Origin of the sequence: Salinicola sp. CPA57 (genome assembly GCF_003206035.1) — a bacterium.
Classification (GTDB): domain Bacteria; phylum Pseudomonadota; class Gammaproteobacteria; order Pseudomonadales; family Halomonadaceae; genus Salinicola; species Salinicola socius.
Genome location: NZ_PZJR01000003.1, coordinates 354,506 through 371,549, shown reverse-complemented (window position 1 = coordinate 371,549; position 17,044 = coordinate 354,506). Strand labels below are relative to the sequence as shown.

The 17,044-nt window shown below is 61.6% G+C and carries 23 protein-coding genes, 1 tRNA gene and 1 riboswitch; of the genes, 14 read left to right on the top strand and 10 right to left on the bottom strand.

Translation table 11 applies throughout. The annotated features are described in order from the left end of the window. Nucleotides 1-88 precede the first annotated feature (88 nt). The 5 genes from DOM36_RS04030 (at nucleotide 89) to glp (ending at nucleotide 3,910) form a co-directional block, all read left to right on the top strand. Entirely contained in the window at nucleotides 89-1,024 is a 936-nt protein-coding gene (locus tag DOM36_RS04030) for a histone deacetylase family protein (RefSeq protein WP_075568756.1), read from the top strand. Between the two features lie 104 nt (nucleotides 1,025-1,128). Then, a complete protein-coding gene (locus tag DOM36_RS04025; protein ID WP_110641451.1) occupies nucleotides 1,129-1,761 on the top strand; it encodes an XRE family transcriptional regulator in 633 nt (210 codons plus the stop codon). Nucleotides 1,762-1,819: 58 nt separating this feature from the next. After that, nucleotides 1,820-2,155 carry a DUF1244 domain-containing protein gene (locus DOM36_RS04020; RefSeq protein ID WP_075568758.1) on the top strand — a complete coding sequence of 112 codons (336 nt, stop codon included), beginning with the start codon at nucleotides 1,820-1,822 and terminating at the stop codon, nucleotides 2,153-2,155. After that, nucleotides 2,152-2,682, top strand: coding sequence for a molybdenum cofactor biosynthesis protein B (moaB, locus tag DOM36_RS04015; RefSeq protein WP_075568759.1), 531 nt, complete (start codon nucleotides 2,152-2,154; stop codon nucleotides 2,680-2,682). The genes DOM36_RS04020 and moaB overlap by 4 nt, the downstream gene beginning before the upstream one ends. Further along, the gene (glp, locus tag DOM36_RS04010) at nucleotides 2,675-3,910 is read left to right on the top strand and encodes a gephyrin-like molybdotransferase Glp (protein ID WP_110641449.1); all 1,236 of its coding nucleotides are present in this window, start codon (nucleotides 2,675-2,677) and stop codon (nucleotides 3,908-3,910) included. Before moaB ends, glp begins: the two co-directional genes overlap by 8 nt. 51 nt (nucleotides 3,911-3,961) lie before the next feature. On the opposite strand, the gene DOM36_RS04005 is transcribed toward glp, so the two are convergent. The 6 genes from DOM36_RS04005 to DOM36_RS03980 form a co-directional block, all read right to left on the bottom strand. Further along, nucleotides 3,962-4,510 carry an ACP phosphodiesterase gene (locus DOM36_RS04005; protein WP_075568760.1) on the bottom strand — a complete coding sequence of 183 codons (549 nt, stop codon included), beginning with the start codon at nucleotides 4,508-4,510 and terminating at the stop codon, nucleotides 3,962-3,964. Nucleotides 4,511-4,535: 25 nt separating this feature from the next. Next, a complete protein-coding gene (locus tag DOM36_RS04000) occupies nucleotides 4,536-4,886 on the bottom strand; it encodes a TusE/DsrC/DsvC family sulfur relay protein (protein ID WP_075568761.1) in 351 nt (116 codons plus the stop codon). After that, nucleotides 4,886-5,176 carry a sulfurtransferase complex subunit TusB gene (gene tusB / locus DOM36_RS03995; protein ID WP_075568762.1) on the bottom strand — a complete coding sequence of 97 codons (291 nt, stop codon included), beginning with the start codon at nucleotides 5,174-5,176 and terminating at the stop codon, nucleotides 4,886-4,888. The genes DOM36_RS04000 and tusB overlap by 1 nt, the downstream gene beginning before the upstream one ends. Nucleotides 5,177-5,192: 16 nt before the next feature. After that, nucleotides 5,193-5,579, bottom strand: a complete 387-nt coding sequence (tusC, locus tag DOM36_RS03990; RefSeq protein ID WP_075568763.1) for a sulfurtransferase complex subunit TusC — start codon at nucleotides 5,577-5,579, stop codon at nucleotides 5,193-5,195. Beyond that, nucleotides 5,576-5,971, bottom strand: coding sequence for a sulfurtransferase complex subunit TusD (tusD, locus tag DOM36_RS03985; protein WP_075568764.1), 396 nt, complete (start codon nucleotides 5,969-5,971; stop codon nucleotides 5,576-5,578). The genes tusC and tusD overlap by 4 nt, the downstream gene beginning before the upstream one ends. Before the next feature lie 116 nt (nucleotides 5,972-6,087). Next, entirely contained in the window at nucleotides 6,088-6,759 is a 672-nt protein-coding gene (locus tag DOM36_RS03980) for a Bax inhibitor-1/YccA family protein (RefSeq protein ID WP_110641447.1), read from the bottom strand. A 164-nt stretch (nucleotides 6,760-6,923) separates the two neighbouring features. Here DOM36_RS03980 and DOM36_RS03975 point away from each other — a divergent pair. The 5 genes from DOM36_RS03975 to DOM36_RS03955 all read left to right on the top strand — a co-directional run bounded on the left by DOM36_RS03975 (nucleotide 6,924) and on the right by DOM36_RS03955 (nucleotide 8,913). Next, nucleotides 6,924-7,014: transfer RNA gene (locus tag DOM36_RS03975), tRNA-Ser, on the top strand. 352 nt (nucleotides 7,015-7,366) lie between these two features. Beyond that, on the top strand, nucleotides 7,367-7,618 hold the full coding sequence (locus tag DOM36_RS03970) for a hypothetical protein (protein ID WP_144076799.1): 252 nt from the start codon (nucleotides 7,367-7,369) through the stop codon (nucleotides 7,616-7,618). Between the two features lie 293 nt (nucleotides 7,619-7,911). Next, on the top strand, nucleotides 7,912-8,154 hold the full coding sequence (locus DOM36_RS03965) for a DUF1654 domain-containing protein (protein WP_075568767.1): 243 nt from the start codon (nucleotides 7,912-7,914) through the stop codon (nucleotides 8,152-8,154). A 186-nt stretch (nucleotides 8,155-8,340) separates the two neighbouring features. Next, nucleotides 8,341-8,592: a hypothetical protein gene (locus DOM36_RS03960; RefSeq protein ID WP_157958553.1), complete on the top strand. Its 252-nt coding sequence runs from the start codon at nucleotides 8,341-8,343 to the stop codon at nucleotides 8,590-8,592. Nucleotides 8,593-8,697: 105 nt separating this feature from the next. After that, complete coding sequence (locus DOM36_RS03955) at nucleotides 8,698-8,913, top strand: hypothetical protein (RefSeq protein WP_075568769.1); 216 nt, start codon at nucleotides 8,698-8,700, stop codon at nucleotides 8,911-8,913. A 50-nt stretch (nucleotides 8,914-8,963) separates the two neighbouring features. Here DOM36_RS03955 and DOM36_RS03950 read toward each other — a convergent pair whose 3' ends face one another. After that, nucleotides 8,964-10,673: a potassium/proton antiporter gene (locus DOM36_RS03950; RefSeq protein ID WP_075568770.1), complete on the bottom strand. Its 1,710-nt coding sequence runs from the start codon at nucleotides 10,671-10,673 to the stop codon at nucleotides 8,964-8,966. Between the two features lie 81 nt (nucleotides 10,674-10,754). After that, the gene (locus DOM36_RS03945) at nucleotides 10,755-11,621 is read right to left on the bottom strand and encodes a hypothetical protein (protein WP_075568771.1); all 867 of its coding nucleotides are present in this window, start codon (nucleotides 11,619-11,621) and stop codon (nucleotides 10,755-10,757) included. A gap of 69 nt (nucleotides 11,622-11,690) precedes the next feature. Then, nucleotides 11,691-11,795: riboswitch (TPP riboswitch) on the top strand. A gap of 35 nt (nucleotides 11,796-11,830) precedes the next feature. Here DOM36_RS03945 and DOM36_RS03940 point away from each other — a divergent pair. The 4 genes from DOM36_RS03940 (at nucleotide 11,831) to DOM36_RS03925 (ending at nucleotide 15,375) form a co-directional block, all read left to right on the top strand. Continuing rightward, a complete protein-coding gene (locus DOM36_RS03940) occupies nucleotides 11,831-12,574 on the top strand; it encodes an ABC transporter ATP-binding protein (protein ID WP_075568893.1) in 744 nt (247 codons plus the stop codon). Next, nucleotides 12,567-13,343, top strand: a complete 777-nt coding sequence (locus DOM36_RS03935; protein WP_075568772.1) for an ABC transporter permease — start codon at nucleotides 12,567-12,569, stop codon at nucleotides 13,341-13,343. The genes DOM36_RS03940 and DOM36_RS03935 overlap by 8 nt, the downstream gene beginning before the upstream one ends. A gap of 85 nt (nucleotides 13,344-13,428) precedes the next feature. After that, complete coding sequence (locus DOM36_RS03930) at nucleotides 13,429-14,436, top strand: ABC transporter substrate-binding protein (protein WP_232823718.1); 1,008 nt, start codon at nucleotides 13,429-13,431, stop codon at nucleotides 14,434-14,436. 24 nt (nucleotides 14,437-14,460) lie between these two features. Beyond that, nucleotides 14,461-15,375, top strand: a complete 915-nt coding sequence (locus DOM36_RS03925; RefSeq protein ID WP_157958552.1) for a hypothetical protein — start codon at nucleotides 14,461-14,463, stop codon at nucleotides 15,373-15,375. Nucleotides 15,376-15,418: 43 nt separating this feature from the next. Here DOM36_RS03925 and DOM36_RS03920 read toward each other — a convergent pair whose 3' ends face one another. Both DOM36_RS03920 and DOM36_RS03915 read right to left on the bottom strand, forming a co-directional pair. Next, entirely contained in the window at nucleotides 15,419-16,204 is a 786-nt protein-coding gene (locus tag DOM36_RS03920; protein WP_110641439.1) for an alpha/beta fold hydrolase, read from the bottom strand. 79 nt (nucleotides 16,205-16,283) lie between these two features. Then, nucleotides 16,284-16,964 carry a 7-cyano-7-deazaguanine/7-aminomethyl-7-deazaguanine transporter gene (locus DOM36_RS03915; RefSeq protein ID WP_110641437.1) on the bottom strand — a complete coding sequence of 227 codons (681 nt, stop codon included), beginning with the start codon at nucleotides 16,962-16,964 and terminating at the stop codon, nucleotides 16,284-16,286. Between the last annotated feature and the right edge of the window lie 80 nt (nucleotides 16,965-17,044).

The following is a 17,044-nucleotide window of genomic DNA, read 5'->3' as shown; positions in this document are numbered from 1 at the left end:
CAATAGACTAAAGTCGATGCCTGATGGTGTGACGCGGCGCTTCACTCTCGCTCAGAATGAAGCGACTTCGAACCGGCCGGCGAGACTCATGATCACTTCGTATCTCACGCACCCTGACATCGCGTTGCATGACATGGGATCTCACCATCCGGAATCTCCCATGCGCCTCCAGGCCATTCGCGCCAGGCTCATGCTGAGCGGGCTGCTACAGCAGACGATGCAATCGGAGCCGGGCCCGGCGACGAGACTCCAGCTCGAACGGGTGCATGCCCCAGACTACCTCAGCGCGCTGGACGCGCAGCAACCGCAAAGCGGCCTTCAGCAGCTCGATAGCGACACGCGAATGGGGCCCCACTCGCTGGAAGCCGCAGCGCTCGGTGCCGGCGCTGCCGTTCGTGGCGTCGACCTGGTCTGCGGCAACCGGGCCGACAACGTGTTCTGTGCCGTGCGCCCGCCCGGCCATCACGCCGAGCGGGCGTTGGCCATGGGTTTCTGCTTCTACAACAACATCGCCGTGGCCGCCGCCCACGCGCGCGCCGTTCATGGCATCGAGCGAATCGCCATCCTCGATTTCGATGTCCATCAGGGCAACGGCACCCTGGACATCTTTCACGATGATCCGGCGATACTGGTCTGCAGCAGCTATCAGGAGGCGTTCTATCCCTGGCGCTATCTGGCAGGAGATTGGCCCAACATCGTCAATACGCCGCTGGCCGCCGGCACCGGAAGCCTCGGCTTCAGAAACGCGGTCGAGCGTGAATGGCTGCCGGCGCTGGAGCGGCACCGGCCGCAACTGATATTGCTTTCCAGCGGCTTCGATGCCCATCGCGACGATCCGCTGGGGCAGTTGGCGCTGGACCACGAAGACTTCCACTGGATCACCACGTTCGCGATGGATATCGCGCGCCGCCATGCCGGCGGCAAGCTGGTGTCGGTACTGGAAGGTGGATACCACTTGAAAACCTTGCCATTGAGCGTCGAGGCTCATCTGACCGCGCTGCTGGGGCATCCCTACTCGCCTTGAAGTGTCGACGGGGTCGGTTTCAGCGCGCAGTCCGCGCGTCTCGCTGTGATATTCTTGCGCCTTCACGCGACACATCGTTTTTCCACGCTCCGACAGAGAGTTTCATGGCCGCCAGTAACGATCAGGATGCCGCGCTGCGCATCGCCGCCGGACGCAAAGCCTTCGTCGAACCCCTTCGCCTGGGCCAGCGGCTCAAGGAGATACGGCTTTCGAACCAGTGGACGCTGGGCGACGTCAGCACCCGGACCGGACTGGCGCGTTCGACGCTGTCAAAAATCGAAAACAATCAGATTTCGCCGACGTTCACCGCCGTCCAGAAACTGATTACCGGGCTGGGCATAGACCTGCCCCAATTGCTCAAGCCCACCAAGCCCAAACGTCAGTCCAGCGGCCGGCGCGATCTCACCCCGCGCGGCAACGGCAAGCAGCACCCGACTCCGACCTACGAACATGAGCTCCTGTCGTGTCAGTTGGCGCAGAAGCGGATGATTCCGTTCAAGACGATCGTTCGCGCTCGCCACTTCGAGGAGTTCCATGAGTGGGTTCGCCACGACGGAGAAGAGTTTCTGATGATTCTCGAGGGTGAAATCCTGATGTACTCGGAGTTCTACGAACCGCTGGCGATGGTTGCCGGCGACTCGCTCTATTTCGACAGCGACATGGGGCATGCCCTGGTTTCCACGAGCGAGAGCGATGCCGTGGTGCTATCGGTCTGCACGCCCGGCGACGCCGGCTGACAGCTCGACTACTGTTATTCCTTCTGATGCCAATCATCCGCAACGACGGGAGTCCTTCATGAATCATCTCGATCCAGAGACCCGCACCGAGCTCGAAGCGGCCGCGTTCCGGCGCCTGCTTCGCCATCTCGACGACAACAAGGACGTCCAGAACATCGACCTGATGATTCTGGCGGACTTCTGTCGCAACTGCCTGTCCAAGTGGCTGGTCAGCGCGGCCGAGACCCGCGGCACCGAGCTGGATTATGAAACGGCTCGCGAGTACGTCTACGGAATGCCCTACGCCGAGTGGAAAACCCACTATCAGGCGCCGGCGAGCAATGAACAGCTCGCCGCGCTGGAAGCGCGCCAGGCACGCAAGCGTGAAGCCAACGACTCCGAGGGGGCGTCATGAACGAAACGGCCATGATCCCGCTGTCGATCGCCGTGCTGACGATCTCGGACACCCGGGACGAGAGCAGCGACCGCTCAGGGCAGGCACTCATCGACGGCCTCGAGTCGGCCGGGCATCGCCTCGCCGAGAAGCGTATCGTGCCGGACGATATCTATCGGATTCGCGCCGTCGTCGCAGGGTGGATCGCCGATGCCGACGTACAGGTCGTGCTGACGACCGGCGGTACCGGCTTCACCGGGCGCGACGCTACGCCGGAAGCGATCGGACCGCTGCTCGACAAGCGCATCGAGGGCTTCGGCGAACTCTTTCGCCAGCTCTCGTTCGAGGAGATCGGCAGTTCTACCGTCCAGAGCCGCTGCCTCGGTGGGCTGGCCAACGCCACCGTCGTCTTCTGTCTGCCGGGTTCGACCGGCGCCTGCCGTACAGGCTGGAAGCGCATACTCGAGGAGCAGCTGGACAGCCGCCATCGGCCGTGCAACTTCGCCAATCTGGTGATTCCCGAGCGAGGCACGCACATTCATGGTTGAGCCATCTCCTGCGGGCCAGTCCAGCGCCGCACGACCAACGAGTGAACTTCAGAGCGTCGAGCGTGCTCTGGAAGCGCTCCTCCACGGCGTCGACCGTCTCGACAGCGAGCGCATTGCCTGTCTCGACGCCGACGACCGAATCCTCGCGACCGACGTGCTGGCTGCCATCGACGTGCCGCCGGCCGACAACAGCGCCATGGATGGGTACGCCCTTGCCAGCGCAGATAGCGGCAAGCGCCTGCCGATTTCCCAGCGCATCCCCGCCGGTCAGCCCCCGCAGCCGCTTGCCCCCGGCACGTGCGCCCGAATTTTCACCGGCAGCGAAATACCGCCCGGCGCGGATTGCGTGGCGATTCAGGAGAACGTCGAGCTGGATGGTGACAGTGCCATCGTTCCGACCATGCAAGTCGGCCGGAACGTGCGTCGTCGGGGGCTGGACGTCACCACGGGGCAACCACTGCTCGCCGTTGGCACGCGCCTTGGCGCCGCGGCGCTGGGCTTGCTGGCCGGGCAGGGTTTTTCGACGGTCGAGGTGGTCAAAAGGCCCAGAGTGGCGCTGCTGCTCACCGGCGATGAGATCGTCGAACCCGGTCAGCCCCTGTCCCGAGGACAGATCTACAACAGCAACGGCCCGATGCTGGCGACGCTGATTCGACGCTTCGGCGGAGATCTGGTCAGTCAGATCAAGGTGGCCGATGATTTCGACACCACGCGGGAGCGCCTGCGGGAAGCCGCGGCCCGGGCCGATGTCATCGTCACCACGGGCGGTGTCAGTGTCGGCGAGGAAGATCACGTCAAACCGGCGCTCGAGCAGCTTGGCGAACTCTCGCTGTGGCGCCTGGCGATGCAGCCGGGGAAACCGCTGGCACTGGGAACGATCGACAAGGCTCGACTGGTGGGCCTGCCCGGCAATCCGGTGTCGAGTTACGTCGGCGCCTGGCTCTATCTGCGCCCGCTGTTGGGGCGACTGCAGGGTTGCCGCGACAGGGAGTCGCTCCCGGTGGTCAAAGCCGAGGCACAATTCGAGACTCGCACTCAGGGGCGGCGCCACTACATGCGCGCCCATCTCGAGTTTCAGGGAGAGCGCGTCGTGGCAAGCATCTACCCCGAGCAGAGTTCGGCGGTGTTGACCTCCTGCGCCGCGACCAATGCGTTTGCCGTGATCCCGGCCGGAAGCCATGTTCGCCCCGGCGATCGCGTCGATTGTCTGTGGCTGCAGGGTCAATGAGCCCGGTACCGGGCTGGCGTTCTCGGCTCTGCCGGAATGTGCAGCATCGATTCATTCGCTGAAGCGATGCTGCATATCGGGCCATAGCGAAAAGAAGGCGGCTTCGAGATTATCGTATTCGTCGCGCAACCAGGGCGTCAGTGCGGCGAGTTGGTTGGGCCCGCGCAGGCGCTGACCGATGCCGGCGATGGCACGACAGGTAAAGTCGAAGTCCGCATACCGCTGTAGCCAGTCGCCGTCGATCATTGCCGGCACCATTCCTGCCAGGCGCTCCGGTGCCTGCCGCTCGCCCAACACCTGATAGCAACGCTCGACCAGCGCTACATCGGGGCTGCGGCTTGCCAGAAAATGATCCCAGACCAGATCCAGCGCGATTCCCGTGAAACGACGCTGCGCGCTCGGCGCCATCTGCAGCAGGCGCAATACTTCGGCATGGCGATCGATCGCGGCATCGACCTGACGATGATGGCGAATGCCCGAGGCGATCGCCGTCGGCCAGGATTCGAGACGCGATCCTTTGACACCATCGGCGATCAGGTTGCCATAGAGGAAGTCGTCACTACCGTGACGCGAGAGCCAGGCATGGGCAAGAAAGTTCATGATGGAACTCTCGGTTGATCGAGCACTAGAGGCAGTTGGTCGGCTTGGGCAAGCCGGCCAGGCGTGCACCGACCTTGGCCGGGCTCTCGGGGAAAAGCTGCATCAGGTAGATCGAACTGCCCTTCTCTTCGCCCAGCGACTGCTTGACCGCCTTGACCAGCGGACGCATGGCTGGCGCCGCTTCGTAGCGCCGGTAGAAATCCCGCAGCACCTCGATCACCTCCCAATGGGCGGGAGTCAGCTCCCGATCGTCATCCGCCGCCAACGCCTCGGCGACACGCTCCGACCAGTCGTCGAGCGATACCAGATAGCCCTCCGGGTCCAGCCCGATAGGCCGTCCCTCGACCATCAATGTTCTTGCCGTTGTCGTAACCATCAGAACCAACTCACGCAGCGTTCGTGGGTTTCCGTCAGTGCCAGAAATCCGTTCATGTCGACGACGGCGATGTCTGGGCTGACCCGTTCGGCCAACCCTCTCGAAATCAGATCTTCCCGCAGTACGGATACCCGTCCGGCGAAGGGTTCGAGCACCGCGCTGGACGGTGGTAACGCCGCGTAGCAAGCGTCCTCGATCAACAGCAGATGATCGCCCGCACCGAAAGCTTCGCCCAGGTCCCGATAGACCGAGGGCGATTGCGGGGACCGGTTAAGCAGATGCAGCAGCATTGGCGTCGTCCCGAGGCTAGAAAATCAGGGTGTGGGGATGGCATCGAAGCAGTTTTGCCACCGCCTCGGCGTTCAGGGACGTCGTCGGCAACATCAGGTCTTCTCTCGCAAGTCCCCGTTCCGCGAGCGCGGCTTCGCTGACCCATAACGCTTCGATATCGTACATTTCCAGCATCGCTATCTGCGAATGGGTGCCTTTCTGCCCCAGGGCCCCCGCCTGCTGGTCCTTCAGCAGCGCGAAGATACCGTCGCCCTGAAACAGCAAGCCGACGCGCTGGCCGAACGCCGCTGCGACCAGCGCCACGTCGAGACCCTCGCGTAGCCATTGAGTGCCATGGGGGGGATGGCGCAGCACGACCAGCAGATCCTGAGGTTCGATGTCGAATGAGGGATGCGTCGTCATGGCGCAAACGTGATCAGTCGGTCGTTGGTGAGCATGGCGTCGACAAGTTGCCCAACGCCGGTCAGTTCGAATGGCGGCTCGACGCTGTGTGAAGCCGATCCGTGGCGATTGGCTTCGCCGGCATCCAGCAACCCGCGGCGCAAGCCCGCTGCCACGCAAACCAGAAGCTCGGCGCCGTGCTCATCATGAAGTCGCTTCCAGCCATCGGCCAGATGCACTTCGTCCTGCGGCGGAGCCATCAACGCCGAAGCGTTATGAACCCCGTCGTGATAGAAAAAGACCGTCTTCAACCGATGGCCGCCCGCCACGACGGTTTCCGCGAAACGCAGAGCCGACAGTGCCGCCTGATGGCTGTAGGGCGCAGCGTGTACCAACAACGCGTAATTGAGCATGACTCTGGCGACAGCTCCTTCCGATCGACCAAACCGAATTTGGAAAGGCCCATGGTACCAAACGACAAGGCCCCACCGTAGTGGGGCCTCGAGACAGCCGATACCGCTTTCTGCGCTTAGTCGCGAGACATGACGCCCAGGATCGACAGCAGGCTGATGAACAGATTGTAGATCGAGACGTAGAGCGTAACGGTCGCGAGGATATAGTTCGTCTCACCCGCACGATTCACGATCTCGCTGGTCTGGTACAGAATGGCCGCTGACGAGAACAGCACGAAACCGGCAGACACTGCCAGAGCCAGCCCCGGGATGTTGAAGACCATCGCCGCAACCATGGCCAGCACCAGCACGATGGCACCTGCCATCATGAAGTTACCCAGGAAGCTGAAGTCCTTGCGCGTGATCAGCGCAACGGCAGACAGCCCCAGGAACGTCGCCGCAGTCATGCCCAGCGCGGTCATCACCAGCTGCGCGCCATTGGGAATCGACAGGTAGAGGTCGATGATCGGCCCCAGCGTGAACCCCATGAAACCGGTGAAGGCAAAGATCGCTGCAATGCCTGCGCCGGAGTTGGCAGTCTTGTGAACCAGAAACATCAGGCCGTAGGCGCCGATGAAGAATACGAAGATATTGAGCTGCGTGACGCCCATCGCCACAGCGGCGCCGGCAGTCACGGCCGAGAAAAGCAGCGTCATGGCCAGCAACATATAGGTGTTACGCAACACCTTGTTGGTGCTGACCGCGCTTGATCGACGATCTGTGACGTCGTGCGAAGTCCGGAATTCCATTGTAGCCCCCTCAGTTCTATTGAAACTCACCCGTAGACCAGAATGCCCTTGCAAAGTTCCCCTGACAAGCGTTATACGACCGATCCAAAGCGAAATAACTTGTTGAAAGCTAAAGAACCTATTGACGTCCACAGACGAGCTGGTAGTATTCCACGCCGTAAGCCGGAGGGATGGCAGAGCGGTTGAATGCACCGGTCTTGAAAACCGGCGTAGGTTAATAGCCTACCCAGGGTTCGAATCCCTGTCCCTCCGCCACTTTTTCGAAAAAGGTCAGCTACTTAGCTGGCCTTTTTTCGTTTCGGATTGTCAGTTTCTTGCCCGCCGGTCTCGGCACAGTCTCAGATTATCGACTGATTGATGGCAACGAACTCAGGTCTGCACTGAAATCGGGGCCGCCATCTTTCAAAGCCATCCTTTTCCAAAGCCATCCTTTGATCACGATGCTAGAGAGCTCACGTCAGAAGTGCCATAGTGTGTGGTACATGTCTTGATACTGGATACCACATTGAATTACATGACAAAAATATTTACCGGCGGAGTTCTTGGCATCCTCGTCGCTTCAACCCACGCGGCCGCAGACGATTTCGAGTGCTCTTCGGACAGCCTGATGAAGCAGGTCAGCAAGCAAACGCAGCAGATCGATTCCTACATCTCCAGCAGCGACGACCCGCAGCAGACCCAGCAGGCACTGACGAGCATGGCGAGGGGGTTGCGTGAAAACGGTCAGGTCTCCGATCATGACGGGGAGATGAAGAAACTGGCCAGCGGTGCCGATTTCAAGCCGTCCCAGTCTTTCTGCAACGACATGCAGACCACGATATCCGCCATTCAGTCTTATATGGAGAGTCATCCCCACTAGGCTTTGTCTGAAAAGTCGACGAGCGAAGGCAAGACCGGGGCGCGTAGCTAAGGCAGAAATCGGCGAAGACGGACCGGGCTGGCGCACCAGCCGATTTTTAAGGCCGTATGGGCAAGCACAGTACTTTTCAGACATGGCCTAGGATTGTTCTGGTCGGTACCGGTCGCTGTCATCTGGGCAAGTGGGTCTGGCGAAACGCGCCGCCGTGCCCTCTTTCATTTTCGTCGTCGTGATTGTTTTCGTCTCTGTCATGATCGATACTGTATGAATAAACAGTTATCGCGGAGTGTTCGATGGTCATTCCTTTCCCTACGCCCGAAGCCCGACTCACACGCCGAGTGGAAAAGCTAATCGCGAAGGCGCAGGCCAATCATCGTCATCAGGTGACGATCAGCCGACGAGAGCTCGAACCCGTCAGTGTCTGGGAAAACCTCGTCGAGCAGTTCGATGACAGCGAGGGAGTCCGCGTGATTCATATCACCCGCCACGACATCCTGCTCAACTGGTGCTCGCCGACGTCGGGTCTCGCCTCGTGATCCAGACGAAGTAAGAGCGGCTATGTAAGGCTTTGGCGTCGACCGGATACGGTCGATGTTCGCTTTTTTTGATCGACGGTGAGGATGCAGGACTGAACGGTGCTACCCTGCAACGAGTCTCCAGTGATGTTGCCAATGCACCGCGCGTTAATCCTTTTCATCTCTTTTCTTCTATTGGCTGGCTGTGTGTCGGCGACACCGCGGCTGACTGCCACGAACTTTCTGCGGGATAGCAATACTTGCGAGCGGCAGTCGCACCAGATCGCCGGCGAGCCGGAGTATCAGCTGTGCATGGCACGTCTGGGCTGGCCCGATCCGCAGAAGCAGACCGCCATGCAGCAGGCGGATGATAGCCGCAACGATCGTAACGACGGGTTTCTCGACGATGCGATCAATGGTCTTCAATTCGGCTTGCAGTGGGATCTGGATCCGGACTGATCACTCATGGCATCGTCGCGCCTGCGCACCAGCCTGAAGACCCGCTGCACGACAGCGAAAGCCCAACTAACCTGAAGATCGATGTCTTTACTGGAGGATTCCATCATGGCAGAACCGTTCGTCGAGATCAGAAAGACTCATAAACCCGGCAACCCTGAACAGGTTTGCTATGAAGTTTATGATGGAGACACCGGGGGCAGCCTGGGGCATTTCGAAGACGCGACTCAGGCTCAGCAACGCGCCGACAGCATGAACAGCATGACCTCTCGCGAGACCGGCAAGCGCCTGGACAAGCCGACCGACGAGGCCGAGGTCGAATAGCGGCAATCCATTGCCAGCCATACAGCCCATCACTGGCTTCACTGACTATTTCAGTGGTAGAGACGCAGCCCCACTCGGGTCACGCGATTCCCTTCCATTTCGCTGACGACCCAGTGAAAACCGTGCCAGTCGACGTCATCCCCGACAACGGGATGGCCGCCGACGCGTAGTGCCACGAATTCTCCCAATGTCATTTCCTGCTCGCCAGGGCTCAGGGTCAGACCGTAGGCGTTGGCCACCTCTTGCATCAGGGCCTCGCCATCGAGAGTGAACGTGCCGAAGAAGGCACGCTCTCGCTTCAGTTTCGCCTCGCCGTTGAACAATCGATTGAGGGACGGCAAATCCCCTGTTCGCCCGATCAGGCAGATCACGTCGCGCAGGCGCAGGCGGGTGCTCCCCTTGGGGTGCAGCATCGCGTGCTGGCGAAAGATCGCCGAGATCAGCGTGCCCGATGGCAGTCGAAGCAGGCGAATCGGCACGTCGTCGAGAGATTCATTCTCGACCTTGTAGACGAACATCTCGTAATCGTTTTCCGGCAGCACGCCCAGCTGTCCCCGGCGATCGGGCGTCGTGGTTTCCGGCAGCACCACACGCATCCAGCGGGCGACTCTCGCCAGCGTCGACCCCTGTAGCAGAAGCGAGATCAGCACGACGAAAAATGCCACGTTGAAATAGAGAGAGGCGTTTTCGACGCCACTGATGACCGGGAAAATCGCCAGCACGATGGGGACCGCTCCGCGCAACCCTACCCACGAGATAAAGCAGATCTCCCGCCATCGGAAACTGAAGAAAGGTACCAGCGAGGCCATCACCGCGACCGGGCGCGCCACGACGATCAGGGCCACGGCCAGAATGGCACTCGGCACCGCATAATCGATCATCTCGGAGGGCGTGACCAGCAACCCCAGGACCAGGAACAACCCGATCTGACTCAACCAGGCCAGCCCGTCATGGACAGGCAGGATGTGGGTGAGATGACGTCCGGGTTGATTGCCGATCATCAGCCCAGTGAGGTAGATCGCCAGAAACCCGCTGCCACCGGCGGCGCTGGTCGCGCCGAAAATGCAGAATCCCAGCGCCAGCGCCAGCAGGGAATAGAGCCCGGGGGCCAGATCCAGATAGCGCAGCAGTTTCGCCGATACCCAGCCGCCACCCAAGCCGACTGCGAGCCCCAGCCCGAACTGCAGGACGAAGCGCATCAACGTTTCCCAGACGCCACCGACCGCCCCGGTGAGCAGGTCGGCAAGCGTGATGGTGAGAAAGATCGCCATCGGGTCGTTGGTGCCGGATTCGATTTCGAGCGTGGCCCCCACTCGCTCGTTGAGATTGACGCCCTGCCCCTTGAGCATCGAAAACACCGCTGCCGCGTCGGTCGATCCGACGATCGCCCCGACCAGCAGACCTTCGACCGGCGTCAGATCGAGCAGCCACATGGCCAGCAGGCCGACGATGCCGCTGGTTAGAAACACTCCGATGGTCGCCAGCGACAGCGCCGGTTTGAGGCCCACCCGAAAGGTTCGCAAACGCGTGCGCAGGCCACCATCGAGCAGTATCATCGCCAGCGCCAGATGGCCGATCAGGAACGCCTGGGAGTAGTCGTCGAACTGTAGTCCCAGCACGCCCTCCTCACCCGCGAGCATGCCCAGGCCCAGGAAGAGAACGAGCAGCGGTACGCCGATCCGGGACGACACCCGGCTGGCCAGAATACTGAGGGCTATCAGCGCCCCGCACACGAGAAACAGGCTATTGATCGAGTCCAAGTCTCAGCCATCGGTTATGAGTTGAGATGACCCAGTATGCCATGCAGACGTTGCCATGCGCGGCGAAAAATAGCAGGAAATTTAATCTTTTAGCCAATGCGGGTGATCGATTGTCCGATCCTTGGCGTTCTCCCCGTGCAGGGACAACAACAGCGCCAGCGCTCGCATCCCGGGGCGAAAGCGCGCGAGATCCGGCAGCGTCTGGAGACGGCCATAGGCCGCGACGAAGGCATCGCGCTGAGAGGCGTTTTCCAGAAGCAACTCGAGCAGGCACAGGTCGAGCTCCAGTGGCGCCCACACCAACGCTTCCCAGTCACTCCATAGCCAGTCCGTCGCGCCTTCCAGAAACTGATCGCTGCGAAGATCCGGCAGCGACCAGACGCTTTTCGAGGGCTGCGGCCAGCTCGGCATTTCCGGAATCCAGCGACGACCGGGATGCCCTTCGACGAACGCGCGAGCCCGTTGGGGCCAGCTCGATAGCGGCCAGACGTCGGCGCTGGGATGGCCGAAGCCCGGCAGGGCTTCCCGATGGAGGATCGCGAGCTGCTCGCCGAGCCGGGTTGCCAACGCCACGCTCATCGGAGGGGAAACGGCATGACGCCAAGGCAGGCTCCAGAGCGGGATGCCCTGTAATCGGCCAAGAAACGTCATCGGCAATGGCGCCATCGGCAGGCGCGGTGGGAGCAGTCCCGGCACTTGGGTCAGCGCTTCGGCCGCCTGCCAGCGATCGAGGCCGAACAGCTGCTGAATCCCCCACCAGAACCCGTCGGTCGCCGGCGACCTTCGGGCCAGTTTGAGCAGCTGCGGGGAGAGCTCCTCGCTTCGCCACAGCCAGTTGGCGCTGTCCGGCCAACGCAGCGCAAGCGGCGTCAGCGATTTGCCGGTCAACACCGATACCCGTCGAGTCAGTTCGGCATCCGCTCGGATCGGGCGATCTCGGGTCGTCAATGGACTTCATCCTTGCGTCGGTTCGACTATCGCCGGTGGGCAGGCGGCGTCGGGCGGCGTACAATCCCGGGCACTGGATAGGGGTGCCCGCGCGACGGGCTGAGAGTGCGGTCATGCACAACCCTGGAACCTGAACCGGCTAGTACCGGCGGAGGAAATGCCAGCTGTTCTCGCATGACTTCGCCCGTTTCCCCCTGATGGGAGTTGTCATGTCACCGCCCGGACTCGTCCTCCGCCACGCTTCGCTGACTTTCGGCGATCGCCCGCTGTTTCAAGCGCTTCAGGCGCGATTCGACGCGGGCAGCTGGACTTGCCTGCTCGGTCGCAGCGGCAGTGGCAAAAGTTCTCTGCTGCGCATGATCGCCAGCCTGAGACTGCCTGACAACCACCATCTCGATCTCCAGACCAGTGACGGCATCCCGTTGGCAGGCCGTGTTGCCTGGATGGCCCAGCAGGACCTGCTCGTACCCTGGCAAAGAGTGGCGGGTAACGTCATGCTCAGCGCCCACTGGCAAGGACGACCCACTGCGGCTGATCGACGGCGCGCCGAGCATCTGCTGGCCCAGGTCGGTCTTGCCGACAAGGCCGATCGATGGCCTGACGAGCTCTCCGGCGGCCAGCGCCAGCGTATTGCTCTCGCCCGCACCCTGTTCGCGGACGCCAGCGTGGTTCTGATGGACGAGCCTTTCTCCGCCGTCGATGCCATCACCCGGCTCGAACTTCACGATCTGGCTAGCCGGCTTCTGGCCGACCGCACCGTGCTCATGGTGACACATGATCCGCTCGAGGCGCTGCGCCTGGCCGATAGAATCCTGATCCTGCAGGGAGAACCCGCACGCCTGGTATCGATTTCGGTTCCCCCGGGCGACCGGCCGCGCTCGCTCGACGACAGCGAGCTACAGCGTCGTCAGGCCGAACTGGTGACCCAGTTGCGAGAGACGGACGATGCCTGAACGCGCACTGCTGAAACGCTTGGTTCGGCCCTTGCTGGCGCTGGTCACGATCGTCGCCATTTGGCAGCTGGTGCTGACCCTGACCGGCGTACCACGCTACATTCTGCCTTCACCCATGGCCGTTGGACGCGCCCTGATCGACCAGCGTGGTCTCCTTGCCCATCATGCCGGGATCACCGCCATCGAGATCGTTGCCGGACTGATCGGCGGTATCCTGCTGGGGCTGACGACAGCACTGGCACTGGCTCGATTCCGGGCATTGCGGCGCACGCTGCTGCCGCTACTGCTGATCAGCCAGGCCATTCCGCTGTTCGCGCTGGCACCGATTCTGATGCTGTGGCTCGGTTACGGGCTGGGCCCCAAGATTCTGATGGCCATGGTCATCATCTATTTTCCGGTCGCCTCCACCGGCTATGACGGCCTGCGACAGACACCGCAGGGCTGGCTGGACCTGGCCCAGACATTCGGATTGACCCGGCGCCAGCGGCTGTTGAAAGTCCAGCTGCCGGCCGCGCTGCCGTCGCTCGCTTCCGGCCTTCGCATGGCAGCGAGCGCGGCACCGATCGGCGCGGTCATCGGCGAATGGGTTGGCTCCAGCCAGGGCCTGGGCTATCTGATGCTCAATGCCAATGCCCGATTGCAGATCGACCTGATGTTTGCCGCCCTCGTCGTGCTGGTGGCGTTTGCCGTACTGCTCTACTTCGGCGTCGATGCCGCGCTGAGACTGGCAATGCCCTGGCACCATGACCGTGTGGAATCCGAACCCTGAAGCATTCCACGACCGCTCTTTTCGCAAGCTACCGCCTCATCCATGCAGGCTTGATGATTTCATCGAAACAACAGGGGAATTCCCGATGACAACCCAACGTTCAACATCTTGGCGCCGCGGTCTGGCGATGAGTCTGGCACTGCTTGCCCTGACTCTGGCGATGCCGGCCCTGGCGCAGGAAGCCGACGACGATCTGGCGCCGCAGATGATTCCGCTGAGCGTCATGCTCGACTGGTACGTCAATCCGGTTCACGCCCCGATCATCATCGCCAAGCAGCGCGGGCTTTTCGAGAAGCGCGGTCTGGATGTCGACATTCAGGCGCCGGCAGACCCCAGCGTTCCGCCCAAGCTTGTCGCCGCCGGCCGAATCGACCTGGCGGTCAGCTATCAACCCCAGTTGCACCTGCAGGTCGATCAGGGTCTGCCCATCGTGCGTGTGGGCACGCTGATCGCGACGCCCTTGAACGCCCTGCTGGTACGAGCGGACAGCGGCATCGAGGATATCTCCCAGCTCAAGGGCAAGAAAATCGGGTATTCGGTCGGTGGCGTCGAGGAAGTGCTGCTGTCGGCCATGCTCGAGCATAACGGCCTGAGCCTGGACGATGTCGAGATGGTCAACGTCAACTTTTCGCTGACACCGGCTCTGATCAGCGAAAAAGTCGACGGCGTGACCGGCGCGTTTCGTAACTTCGAGCCAGCGCAGATGAAGCAGGAAGGCGTCGAGGGCAAGGCGTTCTATATCGAGGAACAGGGCGTTCCCAGCTACGACGAACTGATCTTTGTCGCCAATCGCGAGACGCTCGATGAGCACCGCGACGCCGACCGGCGCTTCATGGATGCCATTGGTGAAGCAACGTCCTGGATCATCAACCACCCGGACGACGCGTGGCAGAGTTTCATCGCCTACGACCCCTCGCTGGATACGCCCCTGAACGCCGCAGCGTGGAAGGCTACCCTGCCGCGCTTCGCCCTGCGTCCCGCGGCACTGGATTCCAAACGCTACCGCGAATTCGAAGCCTTTCTGCTCGAGCGCGGCCAGATCAAAGCGCAAAGCCCGATCTCTCGTCTGGCGGTCGATCTCAACGCGCCGTAGAGGAAAATCGACTAGATTGATGATATGACTTCAAGATCATCATGTTACGACGTATTGCAATACGACCTGCTGCACTACGATCCGCAGCAGGATCCGATCCAGGCGCTGCCCAGCACGAACGTCGATTCACTGGGCGCGCTGCCCGCACGCCCGGGCGTCTATGTCTTTTTCGGTCACAACGAACTGCCGCTTTACGTCGGCAAAAGCGTCAATATTCGCAGCCGCGTCCGCAGTCATGTCCAGCAGCCGGTTTCCAGGCGACACGCTCAGATGGTAGCGCAGACCCGACGCATCGCGTGGCTGCGAACCAGCGGCGATCTAGGCGCCCAGCTGCTGGAAGCGGACCTGATCAAACGCTGGATGCCGCTCTACAACCGTCAGTTGCGCAAGCGCGTGCGGATGGTGAGCTGGAACTGGCCAGACGGCGACGACCGACCGACACTCACCGACGGCCAATGGATCGTAACGGCGCGGACGCAGTTCTTCGGGCTGTTTCGCAATCGCCGCGACGCCCAGATGACGTTGCGTGATATCGCCACGGACGAATCGCTCTGCCTGCGGGTTCTGGGACTGGAGGCCGGTAGCGGTCGCTGTTTCGGCTACCAGATCGGGCGCTGCCGAGGCGCTTGCTGTGGCGCTGAGAGCCTGGAGGCTCACGCCCAGCGAGCGCGTGAGGCGATGGAAAGACTGCGTATCGAAAACTGGCCATGGCCGGGGCGCGTCGCCTTTCGAGAAAGCAACCAGCATGGCGAGATCGGTCTGCATATCGTCGATCACTGGCACTACCTGGGTAGCGTCGAACGGCTAGACGACCTGCATGCGCTGCCCGATACGCGCGGTTTCGATATCGATACCTATCGCATTCTCAACCGCTTTATCTCGACGCCGAGCCCAGCCATCGAACCGATTCCGATCGATGGCGAAATTGACCTGATATGAGACCGAATTGAAACGCCCCCGTCCTGACCTGATTGCTGCGCTGTCAGGATGCGGCGAGGAAGCGGTTCACCGCATCCCGAAACGCTTCCGGCTGTTCGGCGTGCAGCCAGTGCCCGGCGCCATCCAGCGTCTGCCACTCGGCATTGGGCAGGACCGCATCGACAGACTCGCGATACCGATCCGGAACATAGTGCGAGGCGCCTCCCCGGATCAATAATGTCGCGCCTTCGAATGGCCGATCGCCGTCGGGTGGAGCAATGATCGCCTCGTACCCCGCGCTGATTTCGTCGAGACCGACTCGCCAGTACATGATCCCGTCGTCACCGCGGAGCAGATTGGTGGCCAGAAACTGGCGCGTGGCCGCGTCATCGACTTCTTCCTGCATCAGCGCTGCGGCGTCGCGGCGCGATGTCGGCCTTCCCGCCTCGACCCGGCGCATTGCCGTAAATATGTCATCGTGGCCGTGGTCGTAGGCAACCGGCGCGACGTCGGCAACGATCAGGTGAGCCACCCGCGCTGGATGCAAGCGGGCCAGGGTCATCGCAACCTTGCCGCCCATCGAGTGGCCCAGCAGGTCGAATCGTTTGACCTCGAGCTCGTCCAGCAGCGCGACGACATCGGCCGCCATCGCAGCATATTGCATCCCGTCGGCATGCGGCGAACGGCCATGGTTGCGCAGATCGACGGCAATCACCCGACGCTCGTCCTGCCACTGCTTGATGTGGGAACGCCAGTTGTCGGCGCTACCGAACAGTCCGTGAAGTATGACCAGCGGTAGCGTCGCGTCGCCGTTCTCCGGCACGCCCGTATCGATACAGTAAAGTTGCACGTCATCCCTCCTGAAAGCCGGTTCGGCAACCCTGGCAGCCGCCGTTGCAAGTTGCAGGATAACAAAATGCCGCCGGGGGTTACCCCTGCTGGCGCGACGCCCCCGGCAGATTGACCTGGTCTCGTTGCGTCAACAGGCGCCGACCGAGGTAGGCCAGCAGCACGCCGTACAGTGGCAGGAAAAAGATCAGACTGATCGACAGCTTCACGGCGTAATCGAACCAGGCGATCTCCACCCAATGTTCACGCATGAACGGATCGGGACCCTGCCAGAAGGCGATGGCAAAGAACGCGAAGGTATCCGCCAGGTTGCCGATGATCGTGGATAAGGTCGGCGCGACCCACCAGGCACGAAGCCGACGCATGCGGTCGAAAACATGGATGTCGAGCAGTTGCCCCAGCACGTAAGCCATGAAACTGGCCAACGCGATGCGTCCGACGAACAGATTCCACTGGGCCAGGGCCTCGAAACCCTGAAACCGTCCCTGCTGGAACAGCACCGATACCGCATAGGAAATCAGCAATGCCGGCACCATGACGCCGGCAATGATTCGTCTCGCCGATGACTTGCCGAACAGACGAACCGTCAAATCGGTAGCGAGGAAGATGAACGGGAAACTGAAAGCGCCCCAGGTGGTGTGCAGCCCCAAAAGCGTGAATGGCAACTGAACCAGATAGTTGCTGGCGGTGATCACCATCACGTGAAAGCTGACCAGCCAAAGTAACGCAAGTCGGAGCTGGCGGTTATCGAGTCTCAACATGGGAAGCCTTTTTCGTTTGCCGGGCTTTCGGTCACGGGCGTTCTAGCGTAACGAACGACCGTCAACGGAAGCTTACCGGG